Origin of the sequence: Bordetella sp. 15P40C-2 (assembly GCF_009763235.1) — a bacterium.
Taxonomy (GTDB): Bacteria; Pseudomonadota; Gammaproteobacteria; order Burkholderiales; family Burkholderiaceae_B; genus Bordetella_A.
Window position 1 is genome coordinate 21,802 of record NZ_WSJA01000017.1, and the last position, 21,488, is coordinate 43,289.

The following is a 21,488-nucleotide window of genomic DNA, read 5'->3' on the forward strand; positions in this document are numbered from 1 at the left end:
ACGTTATCACGTCACGGCCGCCGTCCTTAAAACTCTGCGTCGCGCTCTCCTCGACGTGCGCCTGTGCCTTGCTCGCCATCTTCACCCTGGGAAGCTTTACTCAGCGGGTCACCGTAATGGGGCGCTTGATGCCTGAAGGCGGGATTGCGAAAGTTACCTCGCCCATATCGGGAACGATCAAGGAGAAACGTTTCCTCGACGGCCAGAGGGTTGCGGCCGGAGATACGCTTTACGTCGTCTCAGGTGAACGTCACGATGCCAATGGCGAGGCCACGTCGACGGCGCTGATCAAACACATTTCGGACCGCCGCGAACATCTTATGCAGGACTTGCTTGCACTGGATCAGTCTCACGATCGCCAATTGCGCCATTGGCGACAACGGCTTTCGGCACAGTTGCGGGAAATAGAGAAGTATGGCGAGCTAATCGCGGAGCACCGGAAACTAGTGGAATTGACCCGCACCAGCGCAAGCCGATATGCGCGATTGAGATCACTGGCAGCCGCCTCTGCGCATGAGGCCGACAGCGCACAAATCGCGCTTCACGAGGAAACGAGCCGATTACATGCCCTGGAGCGCGATCTTCTGCTAGCTACACAGGCTCGGGATGAAACGGAGCATACGCTGGCCGATCTGCCCTCTAAGCACCAACGCGAGACAACCCGCCTGAGAAATGAACTCTCCGAGCTTTCGCAACAGCTTGTTGAGCATACCTCCGCTCGCGAGGTGGCCGTTGTGTCACCCATCTCCGGTACCGCGACCGCAGTGGTGGCGAACGTCGGCGAGCACGTCGTCCCAACTAAACTGCTAGTGTCAATTGTCCCAGACGATCAAGCGCTGGAAGCGCATCTTTATGTGCAGAGCCATGCCGTGGGTCGTTTGATGCCGGATGCATTGGTTAGACTGCGCTATCACGCGTTCCCCTACCAGGAGTATGGCCTGCACACGGGTCACGTCATGTCGGTATCGGAAACTGCCGTTCCACAGGAGGAACTCTCGGACATTCATCTCTACCGTGAAGGTGCCGGCGTACCGCTGTATCTTGTGAAGGTCCGTCCGGCGCTTCAATCCGTTCATGGATCGAAAGGAGAAACCCATCGCCTTAAGGCAGGTATGTTGCTCGAAGCCAGTCTGGAGCGGGAGACTCGACGTTTGTACGAATGGGCATTTGTTCCCTTGCACCGTGTACGGGACAAGCTTTGAAATCCGCAGCATTTAGCCGCGATCTTCCTCGGATCACTTTTCATCGCGCTCGCCGTCTCGAAACCGTTCTACAAACGGAGGCCGCAGAATGTGGGCTTGCCTGCGTGGCGATGGTGGCGGGCTACCATGGCTACCGGGTAGGGCTGACACAGCTGCGTAGGCGCTTTTCAATTTCTCAGAAAGGCGGAAATTTGACCGCGTTAATGCGGACCAGCGCAGAGTTGGGGCTTGCAGGACGTGCGGTCAAGCTCGATCTCCCAGCACTAGAGGCGTTGAAAACACCGTGTATCTTGCATTGGGAGTTCAACCATTTTGTGGTGCTAGAACGCGTATCGTCAGGCTTGGCATATATACATGATCCCGCGCAAGGCTTTCGTAGGGTGCGTATGGAGGAGGTATCGCGTAAGTTTACCGGCGTAGCGCTGGAGCTTTGGCCGACTGACACGTTTGAAAAGCGCGATACCTATGAAAAAGTATCCTTATCGCGGTTGGTCGGATCGCTAAGGGGGCTGCGCGGTGCCTTTCTTCAGATCCTTGTTTTCTCGGTCTCGCTTGAAGTGTTCGTGCTTGCCGCCCCCTTTTACGTGCAATGGACCGTGGACCATGCGCTCGCCTCGGCGGACCTCGATCTGGTCTCCTTGCTAGCCATGAGTTTCGGCGTACTCGTGGTGTGTCAGAACTTGACCTCCGCCCTGCGATCCTGGCTCTTGATGCATGTAAGCATGCTGTGGAATATGCGGTGGCGATCCGATATGTTCTCGCACCTGATTCGCCTTCCGCTAGACTTTTTTATCAGACGTCATCTTGGTGACCTGCTGTCGAAATTCGGTGCGGTAGACGAGATTCAACGCACCTTTACCACATCGTTTCTGGAAGGAACGCTGGATGGCGCGATGACGTTGCTGACGCTGGGTCTGATGGTTTGCTATAGTCCGAGGCTCGCAGCGATTGTCGCGCTGACCGCTGTGGTTTGCTGCTGCGTCCGGGCGCTGTGGTTTAAACCCCTACGTGCCGCGGCAAGCGAACATCTGATTCACGCGGCGAAGCAGGATAGCCACTTTCTTGAGACGCTGCGCGGCATGCGGGCGATCAAGCTGTTTTCGCGAGAAGAGGGCAGGCGGCAAGCCTGGCTTGCTCTGATGGTCGACCAGCTTAACGCGGATACCCGGGTTCGAAGGTTGACCTTGCTACACAGGCACTGCAATGCGTTGGTCTGCGGCCTGGAGAATATCGCGGTGGTTTGGCTAGGGGCGATATATGTCATCGACGGCGCGCTTTCCGTCGGAGCACTTATGGCGTTCATCGCTTACAAGACGCTGTTTCAATCCCGCATAAGCGGGCTCACCGAGAAGGTCGCGGAGTTTCGAATGCTTACCGTGCAAGCGGACAGGCTCGCGGATATCGCGCTGGCCGAGGAGGAGCGTGTTGACGACGGCTTCTCTGCGGATCTTATAGAGCCCATCGAGCCATACCGGGCAGCACAGGTAGATGTAGCAGGACTCAGTTTTCGCTACGACCGGTCCGAGCCATGGGTGCTTCACGATGTCAGTTTCACGATCTACCCTGGCGAGTCCGTGGCCATCACTGGAGAGTCGGGATGCGGCAAATCGACCCTGGCGCATGTATTGCTCGGGATTCTGGCACCGACGGCCGGCACGGTGATATTACGGGAATCGGGCGCACAACATCGTGGGGCCGGATCATTGCGCCGTGCGTTCGGCACAGTGATGCAGGACGACATGCTATTGGCCGGCTCTTTGTTCGACAATATCAGCTTCTTCGATTCGCAAGCCGATCCAGCGTGGGTTATTGCCTGCGCCAAGATGGCATGTATCCACGATGAAATCGAGGCGCTTCTCATGCGGTACGACACGCTTGCTGGTGATATGGGTAGCGCGTTGTCTGGAGGGCAGAAGCAACGTGTCTTGCTGGCCAGGGCGCTTTATAAAAAGCCCGCGTGCCTACTGCTGGATGAGGCGACCAGCCATCTGGATGTCGATTGCGAGCGCAGGGTAAACGCGGCGATACGAGCCCTCAAGATGACCCGCATCATTATTGCGCATCGGCCGGAAACCATCGCCAGCGCAGACCGCGTGTTACGACTCCAGGGAGGAAGGCTGATCCCCGCGGAGTAGGCTAAAGTTGCTCCTTTACCGCTTTAACGCTCACAAGGAACACGATCTTGGCCGAGACCACAAGTCTGCCCGCCGCCGATACCCCCGCCGATCCCGCACCCACTGGATTGCGCCGCACGCTCGCCGCCCGTCACCTGACCATGATCGCCGTCGGCGGATCGATTGGCACGGGTCTGTTCGTGGCCTCGGGCAGCACCATCGCCCAGGCCGGTCCCGGTGGCGCGCTACTGGGTTATGCCTTCATCGGCTTGATGGTGTATTTCCTCATGACCAGCTTGGGCGAGCTGGCGGCGGCGATGCCGGTGTCGGGCTCGTTTGCCAGCTATGGCGCCCGTTATGTGGAGCCCGGTTTTGGCTTCGCCCTGGGATGGAATTATTGGTACAACTGGGCGGTGACGGTCGCGGTCGATCTGGTTGCCGCGCAGCTGGTGATGGCGTATTGGTTGCCGGATGTGCCAGGGGTTTATTGGAGCGCGCTGTTTTTGCTGGTGATCGTGGGGCTCAATGCCTTATCGGCACGCGGCTTTGGCGAAGCGGAGTTCTGGTTTGCCTTGATCAAGGTGATTGCCGTCATTGCATTTATCGCTATGGGCATATTGATGCTGCTCGGGATCATCCGGGGCGGCGAGACCGGAGGCTGGCATAACTGGACAATTGGCGAGGCCCCCTTTGCCGGGGGCTTTGCCGCATTGATTGGCGTGGCCATGGTGGTGGGATTTTCGTTTCAAGGAACGGAGCTCATCGGCATCGCTGCCGGCGAATCGAAAGACCCCGCGCGCAATCTGCCGCGCGCGGTGCGCAGTGTGTTCTGGCGCATCCTGCTGTTTTACGTGTTGGCCATCGGCGTGATCGGCTTGCTGATTCCCTATACCGACCCGCAACTCTTGCGTAACGATGTTTCCGATATCAGTGTCAGCCCGTTCGCGTTGATATTCGAGCGTGCAGGATTGCTAGCGGCGGCATCGATCATGAATGCCGTGGTATTGACCTCGGTGTTGTCTGCCGGGAACTCGGGCATGTATGCGGCTACACGCATGCTGTACGCCTTGGCGAGCGAAGGCAAGGCTCCGCGCATATTCAGCCGGGTGGCCGTCAATGGCGTGCCAGTGCTGGCCTTGTTGGCCACGACCGCAGTGGCGGCGTTGTGTTTCTTGTCATTTCTGTTCAGCCCGAAGGCGGTGTATATCTGGCTATTGAACACCTCCGGCATGACGGGGTTTATCGCCTGGCTGGGGATTGCAATTAGTCATTATCGATTTCGGCGGGGCTATGTCGCGCAAGGCGGCAAGCTTAGCGACTTGCCTTATGTGTCGCCGTTTTTCCCATTCGGCCCGATCTTTGCCTTTGTCGTGTGTTTGATCATCACGCTGGGACAGAATTACGAGGCGTTCCTTTCCGATCACATCGAATGGAGTAGCGTCGCGGCGACTTATATTGGCATCCCACTGTTTCTGCTGATTTGGGCGGGATATCGTGTATTGCAGAAATCGCGTTTCGTGCGGTATGCCGATATGACGTTTCCGCTGCGAAAGCGGGGCTGATCTGCCCCCCCGGCGCGCAACCGTCCGCGCCGTCATGGCGGCATTTAGGGGACTGTCCACATAGGACCCGCCTGATTTGTAGTGCGTTGTCGAGACGGCGCGCGTTCCGGGAGGCTACGAGCTGTAGCCTCCCGGAACGGCTAGTGGAAGGGCTGATTCGTCACCCGGTTTCGCGCCACGGCCATCAACGGTATCGCCACTTTTCCAAGTGCGCGGTGATTTTTGGTCGTGTACGGATTCAGACTGGGATGCTTCTCTCATTCTCTGCGGACAAGCTGCGCCATCGACATCTGTGGTGGCTGATGGCCGTCATCGCCATCGCGATTGTCACCGCTATGACGCTACGAACGTTTCGCCCGCTAAGCGAAAGCGCGGGTGACGATAGCAGCAACGGGCCGCCGCCGGTTCCTGTCCGAGTCATCCCGGTGGTCTCCGGGGCGGTGCAGTCCGAAATGTACGCCGTCGGCACCGTCACGCCGCTTGCCAGGGTGGACATACGCGCCCAGGTTGACGGCGATCTGGTGCGGCTGCATTTTCAAGAGGGCCAGCAGGTGTCGGTCGGCGATCTGCTTGCCGAAATCGATGACAGGCCCTATCGAATACGTCTGAACGCTGCGGAAGGCGAGCTGCAGGAAATCCAAGCGCAATGGAATAACGCGGCAGCGGATCTAAAGCGATACGAACGTCTGGATAAGCAGGACTCGGTCGCCGCCAAGCGTCTGGATGCCGCACGCGCCAAGGAGCAGCAGGAGGCCGCGCGTCTGCGCCGGGCGGAAGCCAAGGTCAAAGAGGCGCGGCTGCAGTTGGCGCATACTCGTATCACGGCACCGGTGACGGGGCGTGTCGGCATGCGAGGCATAGATAGGGGAAACCATATCCGCGCAGCCGACCACCGGGCGCTCGCGACGCTCGTGCAGACAGCGCCCACCTCGGTGCTATTCACCATCCCCGCGACACGGTTGAAATGGCTGCAGCAAGCCTGGGAGGCCGAGGAGGATGCAACCGTCGAGGTACAGGCCTGGGATGCCGAGGAACGCCGCCTGCTGGCGCGCGGCACGCTGACCAGCCTGGACAACCGTATCGATACCCGCAGCGCCACGCTGCAGCTACGCGCGTACTTCGACAATGCCGACGAGACGCTGTTTCCGAATCAGTTCGTCAATATCCGCATGGTGCGGGCCCGCCCGATACAGTCGCTGGTCATCCCCGCGGCGGCCGTGCAGCAGGGCCCGCATGGCGCGTACGTTTTTGTCGTGGGCACAGACAATCGTGCGCAGAAGCGGTCCATCGCACTGGGGCCGGATAATGCCTCGCGTGTCTGCGTGGAATCGGGCTTGCAAGCCGGTGAAAACGTGGTGCTCGAGGGGATCGAGGAGCTGGATGAGGGACGCGAGGTATTGATCGTTGCGCCTTCGTATTAAGGGCCGTCGGTGAATCTGTCTCGTCCGTTTATCCTGCGGCCCGTCGCCACGACGTTCTTGATGCTCGCCATCATGCTCTCGGGCTTGCTCGCCTGGCGGCTACTCCCCGTGGCAGCGTTGCCGCAGGTGGATTTCCCGGTCATTCAGGTCAGCACGCAGTACCCCGGCGCGAATCCCAGCGTGATGGCCCGGGCAGTCACCGCGCCGCTGGAGCGGCTATTTGGCAGGATCTCCGGTCTGAAGCAAATGTCTTCGACCAGCGCGAGCGGATTGTCGCTCATCACTTTGCAGTTCTCGCTCGATGTGCCGCTGAGCGTGGCGGAACAAGAAGTGCAGGCCGCGATCAGCGCGGGCGCTGCATCGCTGCCGCCAGATCTGCCCGCGCCGCCGGTGTATCGCAAGGTCAATCCCGCGGATGTGCCCATCATCACCCTGGCGGTGAGTTCGGATACCTTGCCTGTCCCGCGGGTGTACGACCTGGTCGATACGCGTATGGCACAGCGCCTGGCGCAGTTGAGCGGCGTCGGCATGGTCAGTTTGGCGGGCGGACAGCGGCCGGCGTTGCGAATACAGGTGAATCCGATGGCTCTGACGGCGTATCAGCTGTCCCTGCCGGATTTGCATGCGGCCATTCGCAAGACCAATTCCAATCTGCCCGTCGGAGGCTTCGACGGCGCATTGCGCACGTTGTCACTGGAACTGAACGACCAACTCCAAAGCGCGGACGAGTACCGCGACCTGATCGTGGCGTGGCGGGGCGGTGCTCCGGTCAGGCTCGGCCAAGTGGCGCAGATCGAGGAGGGCGCGCAAGATCGCTATCTGGCGGCTTGGGTGAACGATAAACCCGCTGTGCTCATCAATATCCAACGGCAGCCGGGCGCCAACGTGATTGAGGTGACGGACCGCGTCAAGGCATTGCTGCCCGAGCTGACGGCCAGCATGCCAGCATCGGTCGACGTGACTGTCTTGACCGATCGCACGCAAAGCATCCGCGCCTCGGTCAAGGGCGTGCAACGCGAATTAATACTCGCCGTGGCGCTCGTGGTGATTGTGACCTGGGCGTTTCTAAAGAAGCTGTCGCTCACTTTGATTCCGAGTGTCGCGGTGCCGTTGTCGCTGATAGGCACATTCGGCGTCATGTATATGGTGGGCTATTCGGCAAATAACCTGACGCTCATGGCGCTCACGATAGGCGCGGGCTTTGTGGTGGATGATGCGATTGTGATGCTCGAGAATATCGCGCGCTATCGCGAACAGGGACATAGCCGTTTGCAGGCAGCGTTGTTAGGTGCCGGGCAAATTGGATTTACCTTGGTGTCGTTGACCGTGTCGCTGATCGCGGTGCTGATACCGTTGCTGTTCATGCAAGACATCGTCGGCCGGCTGTTTCGCGAGTTCGCGGTGAGTCTGGCCGTGGCGATTCTGATCTCGCTGTCCGTATCGTTAACGCTCACGCCCATGCTGTGCGCGCGTTGGATGCCGCCGATGGGGGAGCATGGCGCTGCCGCGACTGCGACGGCGGGGTGGATGCGCCGTCTGGTGCATGGATATGAGCGCCTCTTGGACCTGACCTTGCGGCATCAACGCCTGACCTTGACGGTGATGCTTGCCACCATTGGCGTGACCGCGCTGCTTTACTGGATCATTCCAAAAGGCTTCTTTCCCAATGAGGACAATGGCCTATTGCAGGCGGTCGTACAGACGTCCGACGATGCCGCGTTCGCGACGGTGGCGCAGCGTCAACAGGCGATCGGGCGCGCACTGCTGGAAGATCCATCGGTACAAAGCCTCGTATCATTTATCGGCGTAGACGGTGTCAACACCACGCTCAACAGTGGCCGCATGATGATCAATCTCGTGCCCTTCGAGTCGCGTGACGCGCCGCTGGATGTCATCATGGCCAGACTGGTATCGCGTGCCGCGACGGTTGCCCATACCAGCTTGTTTTTGCAGCCCGTACAGGAGTTCAATCTCGAGGACAGGGTGAGTCGGGGGCAATACCAGTTCACGTTATTCGCGCCTGACACTGCCCTGTTGCACGGGTGGGCAGACGCGTTGGTGACCGACTTACGGCAACAGTCCGCTATGGCAGACGTGGCCCTCGATGCGCAGCGCGAGGGCCGGCAGGTTTTTCTGTCGGTGCAGCGCGATGTTGCGGCCAGCCTGGGTGTCAGCATGGACGAGATTGTTCAAACGCTCTACAGCGCCTTTGCTCAACGCCAGATTTCCACGTTCTTTACCCAATCGAATCAGTATCGCGTGGTGTTGGAGATCGACGCCCGGCATGCGCCTGACCCCCATGTATTGGACCGCTTGACCGTGCGCTCTTCGCGTGGAGACTTAGTGCCCTTGTCCGCGATGGCGACCCTGAGCGAACGCAGCTCACCCTTGGCCATTCATCAGGTGGCCCAGTTTCCTTCCGTGAACGTATCGTTCAACCTCGCGCCGGGTCATTCGTTAAGCGAGGCGGCGCGTGTCATCGAAGACGCGCGTACGCGGATCGGATTGCCCGCGAGCATTGCCCTGCGATTGCAAGGCGCGGCAGCCGGGTTCGAGGCCTCGCTGCACCACACGCTTTGGCTGATGCTGGCTTCCGTGATCACGATGTATCTGGTGCTCGGCATGTTGTACGAAAGTACGATCCATCCCATCACGATCCTGTCCACGCTGCCCTCGGCCGCGATGGGGGCGTTGCTGGCATTGTGGCTGACGGGGCGACCCCTGGACCTGATCGCCGTCATTGGCATTATTTTGCTGATCGGTCTGGTCAAAAAGAACGGCATCATGCTGGTCGATTTCGCATTGGAGGCCGAACGCACGCGCGGTGTGTCGCCCGAACAAGCCATCCGCGAGGCGGCCCTGCTACGCCTGCGACCCATATTGATGACGACGCTTGCCGCGGTGATCGGCGCGATCCCGCTGATGCTGGCTACCGGTATGGGAGCGCAGTGGCGTCAGCCTTTAGGTTGGGTGATGGTGGGCGGATTGCTGGTCAGTCAGCTGCTGACGCTGTTCACGACACCGGCCGTGTATCTGTTCTTTAGCCGATTAAGCGCGCGCCGCAAGGGTTCTGTGACGCGCGTGCTATCTGAATCGGGCATCGGTTGATGCTACGCACGTGTGTACGCAGACCAGTGGCCTGCACCTGTTTTGCGGTAGCGCTCTTTTTGATCGGCGCCTTAGCGTGGTGCTTGCTCCCTGTCGCGGCCTTGCCTCAGGTGGAGCTCCCGCTCATCCAGGTCAGCGCGAGTCTGCCGGGCGCGAGCCCGGAAAGCATGGCCAAAACGGTGGCGGCGCCGCTAGAGCGGGCCCTGAGCAGCGTGTCCGGTGTGACAGACATGGTGTCGTACAGCACGCAGGGCGCGAGCCAGATCGAATTGCTGTTCGAGGCAGATCGCGATGTGAACGACGCGGCGCGCGCGGTCCAGGCAGCGATCAATATCGCGCAAGCCGAATTGCCGGCGGGGATGCCTGAGAGCCCGACTTATTCGAAGCGCAGCTCCGCGCGTGCCTCGATCATGGCGATTTCACTCAGTTCGTCGACATTGCCATTGCCCGCGCTCTACGAGATAGCGGCCACGGTGCTGGCACCAAGATTGTCGCAGGTCCAGGGAGTAGGTGGCGTAGAGGTGCAGGGCAGCTCCATGCCTGCGCTGCGCGTACAGATGAATCCCAAGGCCCTGACGCATTATGGCGTTGCTCTGGATCAGCTGCGAGACGTCCTGGTCCGGGCCGTGCCACTGGCGCCCTCGGGAGCGGTGCAGTCTGATCACCAACGTTGGGAGCTGGATCTGCACGACGAAGGCCCCGTCCGTGCGTCTGACCTGGAGCAATTGACGTTAAAGCATGAGCAGGGCGCGTCGCTGCGCCTCGGTCACGTCGCGCGCATCAGTAAATCCGTCGAGGACCGCTATACCGCGGGCTTTCATAACTCGCAGCCTGCCGTGATCATGGTGGTGACCCGGCAGGTAGAGGCAAACATTATCGAGACCATCGATGCGCTGTATGAGGTCTTGCCAGCGTTGCGCGCCATGCTGCCGGGGGAGGCAAACCTGACCGTGGTAACGGACCGATCGCCGGGCATACGCGCAGCAATGCGGGAGGCGCATCTGACCTTGGGTATCGCCACGGTGCTAGTGGTTCTAGTGGTGTGGTTCTTTGTCGGTCAGATCCGCGTTGCCGTCATTTCGTGTGTGGCCATCGTGGTGTCCTTGGTCGCGACATTCGCGGTGATGTATCTGTGCGGATTCTCGCTGAACAACCTGTCCCTGATGGCGTTGATCGTCTCGGCGGGTCTGGTCGTTGATGATGCCATCGTGGTGCAGGAAAACATCGCGCGGCATCTGGAGCGCGGGCTCAGTCCGCCACGCGCGGCATTTCGGGGCGCGAGCGAGGTCGGCTTTACCCTGGTGGCCATGACGGTCTCGCTGGCGATCGTATTCGTGTCGGTGCTCTTCATGGGAGGCATGGCCGCGCGGCTTTTCAAGGAGTTCTCCATCACGCTGATAGCGGCGACGCTGATCTCGCTCGTGGTGTGTTTGACTGTCATTCCGAGCCTGTGTGCGCGATGGCTGCGCGCACACCCGAGGATGCGGCACGAGCACCATGCCCAGCGACTCAGCGGCGCGTTACAGCGGGCGTATGGCAACACGCTGAGCTTCGCATTACGTCACCCTTGGCTCATGCTGGCCGTGCTGGCGTCAATGATCTGCGCGAACGTGGCTTTGTATATCGTCGCGCCGAAGGGCTTTCTGCCCTCTCAGGATACGGGTCACATCATGGGCTTTGTTAAAGGCGAAGGAGGCGCATCGTTTGCGCTGATGCAGCCCAAGATCGACACGTTTCGCCATTTGGTGCAAGACGATCCCGCCGTGCAGGACGTGGTGGGCTATAACGGCGGCAGCTTTGGTGTGGGCAACGCGTTCTTTATGATACGGCTCAAGCCACTAGCCGAGCGTGGCGTCTCTGCGGAGTCGGTGATCGCGCGACTGCAGTCGAACATGCCACAGGTGCCAGGCGCGACGTTGTATCTCACGCCGGTCCAGGATTTGATAACGACGATCGAAATTGGCGCCTCGGGCAGCTATGGTCTGCGAGTGCTGGCCAGCGATGTATCGCTGTTGCGAGAGTGGACGCAGCGCATCGCGAGCGCCTTGCGAGCGTTGCCGGAGATCAGCGGTGTCGTCACCTCGGGCGATGAGTCGGCGCGGCGGGTAAGGGTGCAACTCGACCGCGAGGTCGCCGCACGGTTGGGCGTGGACGTGAATATGGTGGCGGCGGTGCTTAGCAACTCGTTCAGCCAGCGCCAGATCGCGACGCTATACGACCACACGCAGCCTTACCGGATCGTGTTGGAACTCGACGGCGAACGCGCCCGGAATGCCGACATGTTGGAACAGGTTGAGGTCATCGCGGCCGATGGCCGTCGTGTGCCCTTGAGCGCGCTGGCGACCTACGAGCAGGATTTCGCCAACGACTATGTGATGCACATTGGCTTGTTTGCCGCGACCAATGTGGGATTCACGTTGGCCGAGGGCGTGTCGCTCGAACGCGGCTTGCAGGCTGTGGACCAGACACTGGATGGATTGATGCTGCCCACCGATATTCAGGCGCGCTTAGGTAATGGCGCCGACGATTTTCTGACTGCCGTGCAAGCTCAGCCGACCTTGATCCTGGGTGCGCTCGTTGCTATCTATCTGGTGCTGGGTATGTTGTACGAAAGCCCCTGGCATCCGTTGACGATCTTGTCCACCTTGCCCTCGGTGGGGATAGGCGCGCTGCTAGCGCTGCGTGTGGCGGGGATGGAATTCACGCTCATCGCCTTGCTTGGTCTGTTCCTGCTGTTTGGTGTGGTCATGAAAAACGCGATTCTGATGGTGGATTTCGCGCGCGTGCTGCAACGCCGCAAAACGATATCTGCCGTAGAGGCCATCCATCAGGCGGCGGTACTGCGTCTGAGGCCCATCCTGATGACGAATCTGGCGGCCTTGCTGGGTGCGCTACCGCTAGTTCTGGACGGCGGTGATGGAGGGGAGTTGCGCCGACCCTTGGGCCTCGCTATCGTGGGTGGGTTGCTAGTGAGTCAATTTCTCACCTTGTACACCACACCTGTGGTGTACTTGATGCTTAGCCGCTTGCGCGGCGATAACAAAAACAACGGTTAGTCAGCACATCTGGAGAGCTGGGTTTCGGTCGGCGGCCACGTCGCACCGAAGGCAGGATTCTTTGCGGTGACACAACTTGTGAGGAGATCAAAGCATGAAGGGATTCAAGGCGAGTTTGGCCTCGGCGGTAAAACTGAGCGCGATAGGAGCCGCCGTGGCGGTGTGCCTGTCGCCCGGCGCCTATGCGCAGGGCACGTACCCGGTTAAACCGATTACGCTGATCGTGGGCTCTTCGCCCGGCGGATCGAACGATGTGTTTGCCCGTGCGCTTGCCAAGCATATGGGCGATGCGCTCAAGCAATCCGTGGTCGTCGAAAACCGCCCGTCCGGCGGCGGCGTGTTGGCGAATTCGCTGGTGTCCAAGGCCGACCCCGATGGCTATACGCTGGGCATGGTGTCCTCGACCTTTACCACCGGTGCGGCGATCCGGGACAACCTGGGCTATGACGCGGTAAAGAGCTTCACCCCCGTGGCCATGATCGCCAAAGGCCCGCTGCTGGTCACCGTCAACAAGGACCAGCCCTTCAAAACGATTCAGGAACTGGTCCAATACGCCCAAGCCAATCCCGGCAAACTGAACTACGGGACCTCGGGCATCGGCAGCATCAACCAGTTTGCGACGGAGGTGTTTCTCCAATCCGCCGACGTCAAGATGACCCACGTGCCGTACAAGGGCATGGGCCCGGCGACCAACGATTTGATCGGTGGCCAGATCCAGGTGCTGGTGGCCAGTGCGCCCTCGATCGGTGGGCAGGTCAAAAGCGGTCATGTCCGTGCGCTTGCCGTGACGACGGGACAGCGCTCGCCTGTGGCGCCGGATCTGACTTCACTGGAGGAAGCCGGCTATAAAGGCAGTACGGCGGACTTGTGGTGGGGCGTGATCGGTCCGGCGGGCATGCCCTCCGATGTCACGGCCAAGCTGAATCAGGTCATCAACAATGCGCTTGCCAGTGACGAGATGAAGGCGTTCCTGATCAAGGAAGGCGCCGAGGCCGCACCGATGAGTTCGGCCGCATTTGGCAAGGTCATCGCCGACGAACTGGCCAATTGGAAGGCCGTGGCCGAGAAGTCCGGCATCAAGCCGGAATAGGTCGCGCGTCCTGGCGTTCTTCAGAGGCATCAGGGCCCTCTTAATTCCGAGGGCCCTGATGCGCCGCCTGTCAGCCCTCAAGCCAGATGACGGGCGAACGTCGCCGGGTCGGTGTTGGTGCCACACAGCAGTACGCCCACGCGTTTGCCCGCGAGTTCATCCTTTAGCGGGCCCACCAAGGCGGCCGTGGCGGCCGCACATGCCGGCTCGGTCGCCAGCTTGAGCTGGTCGAAAAGCAAGCGCATGGCGCCGCGCAACGCGTCGTCCGTCACGCTGACCAAGCGATCCACGTTCTTGCGACACAGATCGAGGCTGTATTGCTCGGTATGCGGCGCGCTCAGACTATCGGCGATGCTGTGCATCGGCCCCATTTTGACCGGGCCGTTCGCCGCGAAGCTGCGATGCATGACATCGGCACCTTCGGGTTCCACGCCGATGACCTGGCATTGCGGCTGGATGAGTTTGATCGCTGCGCTGACGCCCGCCATCAGACCGCCGCCGCCAATGGGCACGATCACGGCGTCCAGTTCGCCCGCCTGACGCAGCCATTCATAGCCCAGCGTCGCGGTGCCGAGCACCGTACGGTAGCCGTTAAAGGGGTGAACAAAGAACTTGCCTTCCTCGCTCTCGATACGGCGCACCGTTTCAAAAGCGGATGCGCCGTCTTCGGCCAGCACGACCTCAGCGCCATACTGCCGGCATAGCGCAACGCGTGCCGGGCTGGCGGTTTTGATCATGACGACCTTGGCAGGGATCTGCAGCCGCATCGCCGCATACGCCACCGCCACGGCATGATTGCCCGCCGACACGCAGGTCACTCCCGCGCGCCGCTGCGCGTCGTTCAAGGCGAACAAGTTGGAAAACGCGCCGCGGGCCTTGAATGTGCCGCTGGCCTGCAACAGTTCGAGTTTAAAGAAAATTTCCGTGCCTGGTACTGGGTCGAAATCCGACTTCGCCATCATGGGCGTCGTGCGTATCCAGTGCTGGAGCTCCGCGTGCAAGGCTTCAATCGCGGCAAGGTCCGGAACAGGGAAGGTATTGGCAGGCGAGGTCATGAGGTTTCCCTTCAGAATGCAAACTCAACGGTCAACGCAGGTTCAGGCGGCTACGGATGACCAGCAGCGATATCAAGCTGACTACCGCCGCGAAAATCACGTAGAAGCTGGGAGCCAAAATGTTCCCGCTGGTCGAAACCAGCCATGCCATGATGAACGGCGCGAATCCACCAAATATCGTGACGGCGATGTTATAGCCAAGCGACATACCGGTCGTGCGCGTTTGAGTGGGGAATAGGTCCGTCAGCAAGGCTGGCAGTACACCGAAGTAGCTGGCCAGCATCACGCCCAACACGAGCTGCACCAACATCATGGTGGCGAACGTCGGCGAGGCCTTCAGCAGCAGGAATAGCGGGTACATCACGATGATGAACAGCACGGCGGCGGTCATCATGATGCCGGTGCGACCGTGGCGATCCGACCAATGACCCACGATGGGGGCAATGATGAACTGCACGATACCGGTGATGAGAATCGCGGCAAAGGCAGCCGAAGACGGGATGCCCAATTGCTTGACGGCATAGGTCGGCATGTAAAGCACGAGATAGGTAGCCACTGTACCCAGCACGACGGCGCCGATCGCCAGCACCAGACGCATGCGATGGTGGGTAAACGTATCGGCCAGGGGGGTTTCGGTGCGCTCGGCGGCGAGAAACTCGGGCGTCTCGTCGATCCTCGTGCGGATGTAATAGGCCACCGGCCCAATTAACAGACCGAAGAAAAACGGCACACGCCATCCCCATGATTCGAGTTGCTCGGTGGTGAGCCAGGCGCTCAAACCCGCGCCAAAGCCGGCCGCAAGCAGCGTGGTGAGCCCTTGGCTGGCCACCTGCCAACTGGCGAAGAAGCCGCGACGGTTGGGGCTATGCTCGGCCAGGAACGCCGTGGCGCTGCCGAATTCACCGCCCGCCGAAAAGCCCTGGATCAGGCGCGCGACGACGATGCCGATGGGCGCCCAGATACCGATGCTGGCATAAGTCGGCATGACTGCGATCATCAGCGTGCCCAGCATCATCAGCATGATCGCCAACGTCAGCGTGGCGCGTCGCCCCACACGGTCGGCGTATACCCCAAGCACCAGCGCACCCAGCGGACGCATAAAGAAAGATACGCCGAACGTCCCCAGCGTAATGAGCAAGGAGACCGTTTCGTTTTCGTTCGGAAAAAACAGGCGCGAGATCGTGGCGGCGAAAAAACCATACACCACCAGATCGAACCATTCCAGCGCGTTGCCGATCGAGGCCGCCGCGATGAGACGTTTCGCCGAAGGCGCTAATTTTTCAGGAGAAGATGGTGCGGGAGTCGCTATTGTTGCCATGGGAAATCCGGTTTAAGCAAACGTTGATAAGAAGAGCGGCCAAGCCCAAGGCTGCAAGAACGCAACGTCATTGGGCCTGGAAAAATCAGCATAGATGCTGGTCAGCCCTCGTCATCGCCGATCTGAGCAATCGCTTCGATCTCGACTAACGCCCCAGGCAACATCAAATCGGCGCGCACGGTCGAGCGCGCGGGCAGCTTCGTCGTGCCGAAGAACTCGCCATAGGCGGCATCGAACGCGGTGAAGTCATCGACGCGCGTGAGCCATACCGTAGTCTTGACGATGTGTGCCGCGGTGAGGCTCACGGTTTGCAGGTGCCGCTCGATGTTCTCCAGGCACACGCGTGTCTGCGTACTGACATCATCGCCCACGATACGAAAGCCCTCGTCAAACGCCATTTGGCCCGACACGAACACCAGGTTGCCGGCGCGTCGCACCATGGAGAATTTGGGTTGACGTCGCGTCGGCGCGGAGGAAGGCGTGGAGCTTTGCATGACGGTTTCCGTGTGAGGTTGGGGCGCGGGCCGCTATGTCGGCAGGCCGGGCGCCGTGGCAAAACGACGGACAACATTATGCTTTGATAACGCCGATCACGCACGAAAGCCCCTATACGTGAGGCTCAATCGTCGTGGAACACCGTGAAGCTGTCGACCTCGACACGCGAGGGACGATAGCGGTTTACCAAGGCATCGGGATCACGATAGCCGATCGATATACCGCAGATCACCACCTGGTTATCAGAGAGCCCGAGGTGTTCTCTGACGATGTCGGGGTAGTTGGCCAACGCCGCTTGTGGGCAGGTATCGAGCCCCAGGCCTCGCGCCATCACCATGATGTTCTGCAAGAACATGCCGTAGTCCAGCCAGCTGCCCGTTCCCATGTCGTCATCGATGGTGAACATCATCACACAAGGCGCGCCAAAGAACGCATAGTTGTGCCCGCGCTGCTCGTCTGCGGCCTCACGGTCGCCCTTTCCTATCCCCAGCCATTGGTATAAACCCCAACCTGTTTCGCGGCGTCGTTGCAGATAGGGTTCGCGCCATTCTGCCGGGTAATACTGATATCCACGGCGCTCTGGCTCTTTCGCACGATGCGCGTTCAGCAGAGCCTGCGATAGCGCATCGCGGCGTTTCCCGGTGAGCACATGCACCTGCCAGGGTTGAATATTGCTGCCGCTGGGTGCGCACGTGGCGGCCTCGAGAATGCGGCGAATGATGGCTGGCGGCACGGGGTCTGGCAGAAAGCTGCGGATGCTCTGGCGCGAGCGAATTGCTTGTTCAACTGCGTTCATGGAATCATGCATAAAGGGTGGCTCCGTGATGCGCCGTCAAAGCGGTGCAGTTGGCTTCAGATGGCTGATGTTCAGACGGTCACGCGGTGGCTTATGTGCTCGTCCCGGCGCTTACGGCGGGCGCATTCGCCTCTACGCGCGGGCGGCCGTGTTTAAACGAGCCTTGCGCCGTGGCGATCACGCGACCATCCGGCGTGCGCACTTCGGCTTGCGAGAAATAGATCTTGCGCCCGCGTCCGGTCACCGTGCCGATGGCCAGCACATGGCCGCTCTTGACCGAACCGATGAAGTTGATCGCCAGCGAGATCGTGACCGAGTTGCTGCGTTCAGGGTTGTCCTGCTCGATTCCGGCATAACCGCACGCAGCATCCAGCAAGGCACTGACCACGCCGCCTTGCAGCGCGCCCTGACGATTGAGATGGTTCGGTTGCACCGGCAAGTGCAGGACGACGCGGCCGTCGCCCCAGCTCTCGATCGAGGCGCCTAGTGAATGCAGAAACGGGTTGTCTTCGAAACGGCTCATAAGGGAATAGCGATGGAGGTTAAGGCAAGCGCACGCGCTCGCGACCATCGATATTACCGTTGTTGGACCGATCTGTCGGAGGCATCATGGGCGGCGCGGCTGGCCACGCCGCGCCAGCGCATGGGCATATCGGATCTACCCGGTTAAAACGCCACGCTGGCGCTGAGGCTGAACGTTCTGGGATCGCCGGCCTTGATGTAGTTCTCCGACTGATAAAGCCAATAGCGTTTATCGGTCAGATTGTTGATCGCCGCTCGCAGTGTCGTGTTGTACCCATAGATGCGCGTGTCATACGTCGCCCCGATATTAAAGATGGTGTAGTTATCCACCTCGATCTGGTTCGACGCGTCCAGCATGACGTTACCGGTGTATTTCGCATCGGCCCGCAGCCGTAAACCCGGGACCTGTGGCACATCGTAGGCCAGCTGCGCGGCGGCAATGAATCGCGGTGCGCCCGCGACTCGGTTGCCGGTGTGATCGGCGCCTTTCTTATATTCGGTGTCGAGCAACATGACGCTCGCGCCCGCATGCCACTGCCGCGCGATTCGCGCGGCAGTGGCCAACTCCAGGCCTTGATAGATCGACTTGCCATCCTGCACGAGTTCACGTCCGCCGGATTCGAGCTCGCGCCCATATTCCGACTTTCTTTCGATGCGAAACAGCGCGGCGGTGGCGGACCAGTCTTCGCGTTCGGTCTTGATGCCCAGCTCGTACTGCTTGCTCTTTAACGGACTGAGCAAAGCGCCTCGGTTTTCATAGGTGTTGCCCACCACAGAGCCCGGCTCGAGCGATTCGATGTAGCTGGCATAGGCCATGGTCTGCGGCGTGAAGTTGAACATCAACGCCACGGTAGGGGTCAGTACACCGTTTTTCTTATACGTGGGCGCGGCCTCGTCGCCGCTGGGCAGAAAGCTTCTCTGCTCGTAATCGGTATAACGCAGCCCGGCCAGAACGGACCAGCCATGGGTCAGATCCACGGTATCGCTGGCGAAAATCGCTTTCTGCGTGATGTCCGCGGAGCGATAGAGCGACAGCTGGCCTACGCTGTAATAGGTGTTGGGATTGGGTTCGTAAAGGTTGCCCGTGCCCTCTAGCTGATAAATGCTGTTGGCGCTGAGATCGGTTTTTTGTTTTTGCCACGACGCGCCGAAAACGACTTGGTGCTTGAGCGGGCCGGTATCGAAACGGCCTTCGGCCGCGGTTTCCCACTGGTTATACGAGTGCGCTTCACCGTAATCCGATCGATAGTCGTCGTAGTTCCCGCTGCTGTCGGTTAGTGCCAAGACGCTTTCATTGCGACGCGTGCGCGTGGTGTTGTAGGTGTAGTGCGACCGCAAGCTCCATTGATCATTGAGTTGGTATTTCAGGCCCGTGGAATAAAAGCGAAACGCGTTATCGGCATACAAGCCTTCGCCTTGCAGATTGTGATTGTCGGCCCGCACAGGCGAGGGCAACGACGTTCCCGACATGCCGGAGGTCGTGATGGTGGCATCCATCCCAATCGCGTTACGGTCCTGGTAGATCGATTGAAAATCCCAGGTGAGCTTATCGGTCAGCCGCGCGTCCAAAGCCAGCGAGACGGAGTCGCGATACAGCGAGCCGTCGTTATAGGTCTTGCCTTCTTCATGGGTCGCATTGAGCCGATAGCCAAACCGCTCGTCCTCGCCCACGCGTGCGCCGAGATCGACCGATTCACGCCACAGGCTCTTGGAGGTATAGCCCAGCGTGAAGCCGCGCACTGGCTCGCTGGGCGGTTTCTTCGTCACGTAGTTCAGCATGCCGCCCGGCGCGCCGAAGCCGTACATAAATCCCGATGCCCCTTTTAACAGGTCGATCCGTTCCATCTGCTCGTAGGGCAGGGTAGTGACATAGCTGACAAAGGGCTTGCCATCGATGCGATAAGAGTTGCGCCAATCCAGCGCCAGTCCGCGCACGGTGAGGTAACTGGACCATGCGCCATTGGCGGCGCTGTTGTCCGATACGGAAGCATCGAGGGCGAACACATCGCCGAGCTTATTGATCTGCCGGCTCTCGATATCTTGCGCAGTCACGACCGTGCTGGAAAAGGGCGTCTCGATGGCGCTGCGACTGCCCAGCGCACCCATATCGACCGGCAGTTCCAGATGCTGCAGCGTGGATTCCAAAGGCTCGGCCTGAACAGTGACCGACGGCATCTGCGCGACATCGGATGATGACGTCGTGTCCGTAGCAACTGTCTGTGCATGCACGAGGGGCGACCCCAGCGCCGGTAAGCCCACCAGCAGGGCGGGCAGGTAGCATGGCAGCGCGCGATGTCGCGTGACACGCCGCGCGCAATAGTAGGGATAGCCGAAACGAGCCACTCGCGTCTCCAGGAGCAGGGGGAAAGCCTGAAGTTGTATTGGAAATGCGAGTGATTCGCAATTACTGTTTCGCTTCGAAAGATTTGCACAAAGTGCGTCGCAACGGCCCTTTGGCTGGGATGCCAGGCTGGCGGCATCTTATGTACCGCCAACGTGGCCGCGTTTTTAGCGTGTTGAAAGGCGTCGATGTCAGCCCTGACTTGGGTCGATCAAGAACTTTTCACCCGTGGCCTTGCGTTCAATCGCGCGTAGAACGTCTGGCCGCAGTATCTCCGCCAGACCCACGGTGCGCGTGTAATGGCTGGCAAAGGTCGTGGTCAATTCCCTGACCACGCGCTGGCGCAATCCCTGCACGACCTCGGGTTCGAACGTGGCCAGTTTGTTGAACAACAGCCATCCCGATACGCTCCATCCAAAGCCCAGGGTGCTGCGGTCCAGCACACTCGGTGAGAGGTCCAGGCGGCCGTAGACGTACACCTGCTTGAACACGTTGCTACCGTATTGGTTATACGTGGTCGAGGTACGGGCCGCAGCGCGTTCCATGGCGTTCAGAATGTCGCTGCCGAGGGTGCCGCCGCCAATCGCATCAAAGGCAATGGTGGCCCCGGTCTCTGCGATCGCCTCGGTGAGCTGCTCGTGAAAGGCCTCGTCCTTGCTATTCAAAACATGGCTTGCCCCGATGTAGCGCAGCAGCGCTGCTTGTTCCTCGGAGCGCACGATGTTGATCAACGGGATGCCATCGGCCAGGCAAATCCGTTGCAGCATCTGGCCCAGGTTCGATGCCGCTGCCGTATGGATGATGGCCTTATGCCCTTCGCGGCGGGCCGTCTCGACAAAGCCCAACGCTGTCAGCGGGTTGATGAACATCGACGCGCCCGCTGCGGCACTGACACCGTCGGGCAATGGGATGACATCCTTGGCAGCGATCTTGCGGTAATCGGCATACATAGCGCCGCCGACCATGCCGACTCGCTTGCCCTGAAGCGCGCTCACGTTTTTACCTGCCGCAATGACGGTGCCGGCGCCTTCGTTGCCGACGGCCAATGGTTGGCCGATCCGGCCGGCGACCGCAGCCATTCTTGCGGATGGTACCGACACCGTCAGCCGCGGGCCGTCGGCCGCATCGATGGTGTCGATGGTCGCGAGGTCTGCCGGCCCCAACAGCATGCCGATATCGCTCGGGTTGACGGGCGTCGCCTCAATGCGCACCACCACTTCGTCATCCCCAGGTTCCGTGATCTCGATGGGGTTCAGTGACAGCGTCAGCGTGCCCTGTTTGTCGATCGTGGAGCGTAATTGTCGTCCGGTCCAGGCCATGTCTTTCTCCGTTCGCATGTGTGCAGACTTAGGCTAGCACGGAGTGATCCGGCTCCGATAACGAGATGAAAAAGGCCCCTCTCGGGGCC

The 21,488-nt window shown here is 60.2% G+C and carries 14 protein-coding genes; 7 read left to right on the forward strand and 7 right to left on the reverse strand.

Annotation, left to right across the window (positions count from 1 at the left end):
- Nucleotides 1-68: 68 nt before the first annotated feature.
- From GOQ25_RS07290 to GOQ25_RS07320, 7 genes are all read left to right on the forward strand, one after another.
- Nucleotides 69-1,202 (forward strand): HlyD family secretion protein, encoded by a 1,134-nt coding sequence (locus tag GOQ25_RS07290; RefSeq protein ID WP_160349804.1) that lies wholly within the window; start codon nt 69-71, stop codon nt 1,200-1,202.
- Complete coding sequence (locus GOQ25_RS07295) at nt 1,199-3,337, forward strand: peptidase domain-containing ABC transporter (protein WP_202109359.1); 2,139 nt, start codon at nt 1,199-1,201, stop codon at nt 3,335-3,337. Before GOQ25_RS07290 ends, GOQ25_RS07295 begins: the two co-directional genes overlap by 4 nt.
- A gap of 47 nt (nt 3,338-3,384) precedes the next feature.
- Complete coding sequence (locus tag GOQ25_RS07300; RefSeq protein WP_370519916.1) at nt 3,385-4,878, forward strand: amino acid permease; 1,494 nt, start codon at nt 3,385-3,387, stop codon at nt 4,876-4,878.
- 248 nt (nt 4,879-5,126) lie between these two features.
- On the forward strand, nt 5,127-6,299 hold the full coding sequence (locus GOQ25_RS07305; RefSeq protein WP_160349806.1) for an efflux RND transporter periplasmic adaptor subunit: 1,173 nt from the start codon (nt 5,127-5,129) through the stop codon (nt 6,297-6,299).
- A gap of 9 nt (nt 6,300-6,308) precedes the next feature.
- Nucleotides 6,309-9,407 (forward strand): efflux RND transporter permease subunit, encoded by a 3,099-nt coding sequence (locus GOQ25_RS07310; RefSeq protein WP_160349807.1) that lies wholly within the window; start codon nt 6,309-6,311, stop codon nt 9,405-9,407.
- Entirely contained in the window at nt 9,407-12,463 is a 3,057-nt protein-coding gene (locus tag GOQ25_RS07315; RefSeq protein ID WP_160349808.1) for an efflux RND transporter permease subunit, read from the forward strand. The genes GOQ25_RS07310 and GOQ25_RS07315 overlap by 1 nt, the downstream gene beginning before the upstream one ends.
- A gap of 94 nt (nt 12,464-12,557) precedes the next feature.
- Nucleotides 12,558-13,553, forward strand: a complete 996-nt coding sequence (locus GOQ25_RS07320) for a tripartite tricarboxylate transporter substrate binding protein (protein WP_160349809.1) — start codon at nt 12,558-12,560, stop codon at nt 13,551-13,553.
- A 77-nt stretch (nt 13,554-13,630) separates the two neighbouring features.
- On the opposite strand, the gene GOQ25_RS07325 is transcribed toward GOQ25_RS07320, so the two are convergent.
- From GOQ25_RS07325 to GOQ25_RS07355, 7 genes are all read right to left on the reverse strand, one after another.
- Nucleotides 13,631-14,608 (reverse strand): threonine/serine dehydratase, encoded by a 978-nt coding sequence (locus GOQ25_RS07325; protein WP_160349810.1) that lies wholly within the window; start codon nt 14,606-14,608, stop codon nt 13,631-13,633.
- A 31-nt stretch (nt 14,609-14,639) separates the two neighbouring features.
- The gene (locus tag GOQ25_RS07330; RefSeq protein WP_160349811.1) at nt 14,640-15,926 is read right to left on the reverse strand and encodes an MFS transporter; all 1,287 of its coding nucleotides are present in this window, start codon (nt 15,924-15,926) and stop codon (nt 14,640-14,642) included.
- Between the two features lie 101 nt (nt 15,927-16,027).
- Nucleotides 16,028-16,420, reverse strand: a complete 393-nt coding sequence (locus GOQ25_RS07335) for a RidA family protein (protein ID WP_236844514.1) — start codon at nt 16,418-16,420, stop codon at nt 16,028-16,030.
- Nucleotides 16,421-16,545: 125 nt separating this feature from the next.
- The gene (locus tag GOQ25_RS07340; RefSeq protein WP_236844515.1) at nt 16,546-17,217 is read right to left on the reverse strand and encodes a nitroreductase; all 672 of its coding nucleotides are present in this window, start codon (nt 17,215-17,217) and stop codon (nt 16,546-16,548) included.
- A 91-nt stretch (nt 17,218-17,308) separates the two neighbouring features.
- Nucleotides 17,309-17,740, reverse strand: coding sequence for a PaaI family thioesterase (locus tag GOQ25_RS07345; protein ID WP_236844304.1), 432 nt, complete (start codon nt 17,738-17,740; stop codon nt 17,309-17,311).
- 143 nt (nt 17,741-17,883) lie between these two features.
- Nucleotides 17,884-20,013 carry a TonB-dependent siderophore receptor gene (locus tag GOQ25_RS07350; RefSeq protein WP_370519921.1) on the reverse strand — a complete coding sequence of 710 codons (2,130 nt, stop codon included), beginning with the start codon at nt 20,011-20,013 and terminating at the stop codon, nt 17,884-17,886.
- Between the two features lie 258 nt (nt 20,014-20,271).
- A complete protein-coding gene (locus GOQ25_RS07355) occupies nt 20,272-21,399 on the reverse strand; it encodes a zinc-binding dehydrogenase (protein ID WP_160349814.1) in 1,128 nt (375 codons plus the stop codon).
- Nucleotides 21,400-21,488: the final 89 nt, after the last annotated feature.

What these genes read in the sequence shown, in the direction of transcription:
- GOQ25_RS07305 (WP_160349806.1), top strand. Translation starts at nt 5,127, where the DNA reads ATGCTTCTCTCATTCTCTGCGGACAAGCTGCGCCATCGACATCTGTGG.
- GOQ25_RS07315 (WP_160349808.1), top strand. Translation starts at nt 9,407, where the DNA reads ATGCTACGCACGTGTGTACGCAGACCAGTGGCCTGCACCTGTTTTGCG.
- GOQ25_RS07320 (WP_160349809.1), top strand. Translation starts at nt 12,558, where the DNA reads ATGAAGGGATTCAAGGCGAGTTTGGCCTCGGCGGTAAAACTGAGCGCG.
- GOQ25_RS07325 (WP_160349810.1), bottom strand. Translation starts at nt 14,608, where the DNA reads ATGACCTCGCCTGCCAATACCTTCCCTGTTCCGGACCTTGCCGCGATT.
- GOQ25_RS07330 (WP_160349811.1), bottom strand. Translation starts at nt 15,926, where the DNA reads ATGGCAACAATAGCGACTCCCGCACCATCTTCTCCTGAAAAATTAGCG.
- GOQ25_RS07335 (WP_236844514.1), bottom strand. Translation starts at nt 16,420, where the DNA reads ATGCAAAGCTCCACGCCTTCCTCCGCGCCGACGCGACGTCAACCCAAA.
- GOQ25_RS07340 (WP_236844515.1), bottom strand. Translation starts at nt 17,217, where the DNA reads ATGAACGCAGTTGAACAAGCAATTCGCTCGCGCCAGAGCATCCGCAGC.
- GOQ25_RS07345 (WP_236844304.1), bottom strand. Translation starts at nt 17,740, where the DNA reads ATGAGCCGTTTCGAAGACAACCCGTTTCTGCATTCACTAGGCGCCTCG.
- GOQ25_RS07355 (WP_160349814.1), bottom strand. Translation starts at nt 21,399, where the DNA reads ATGGCCTGGACCGGACGACAATTACGCTCCACGATCGACAAACAGGGC.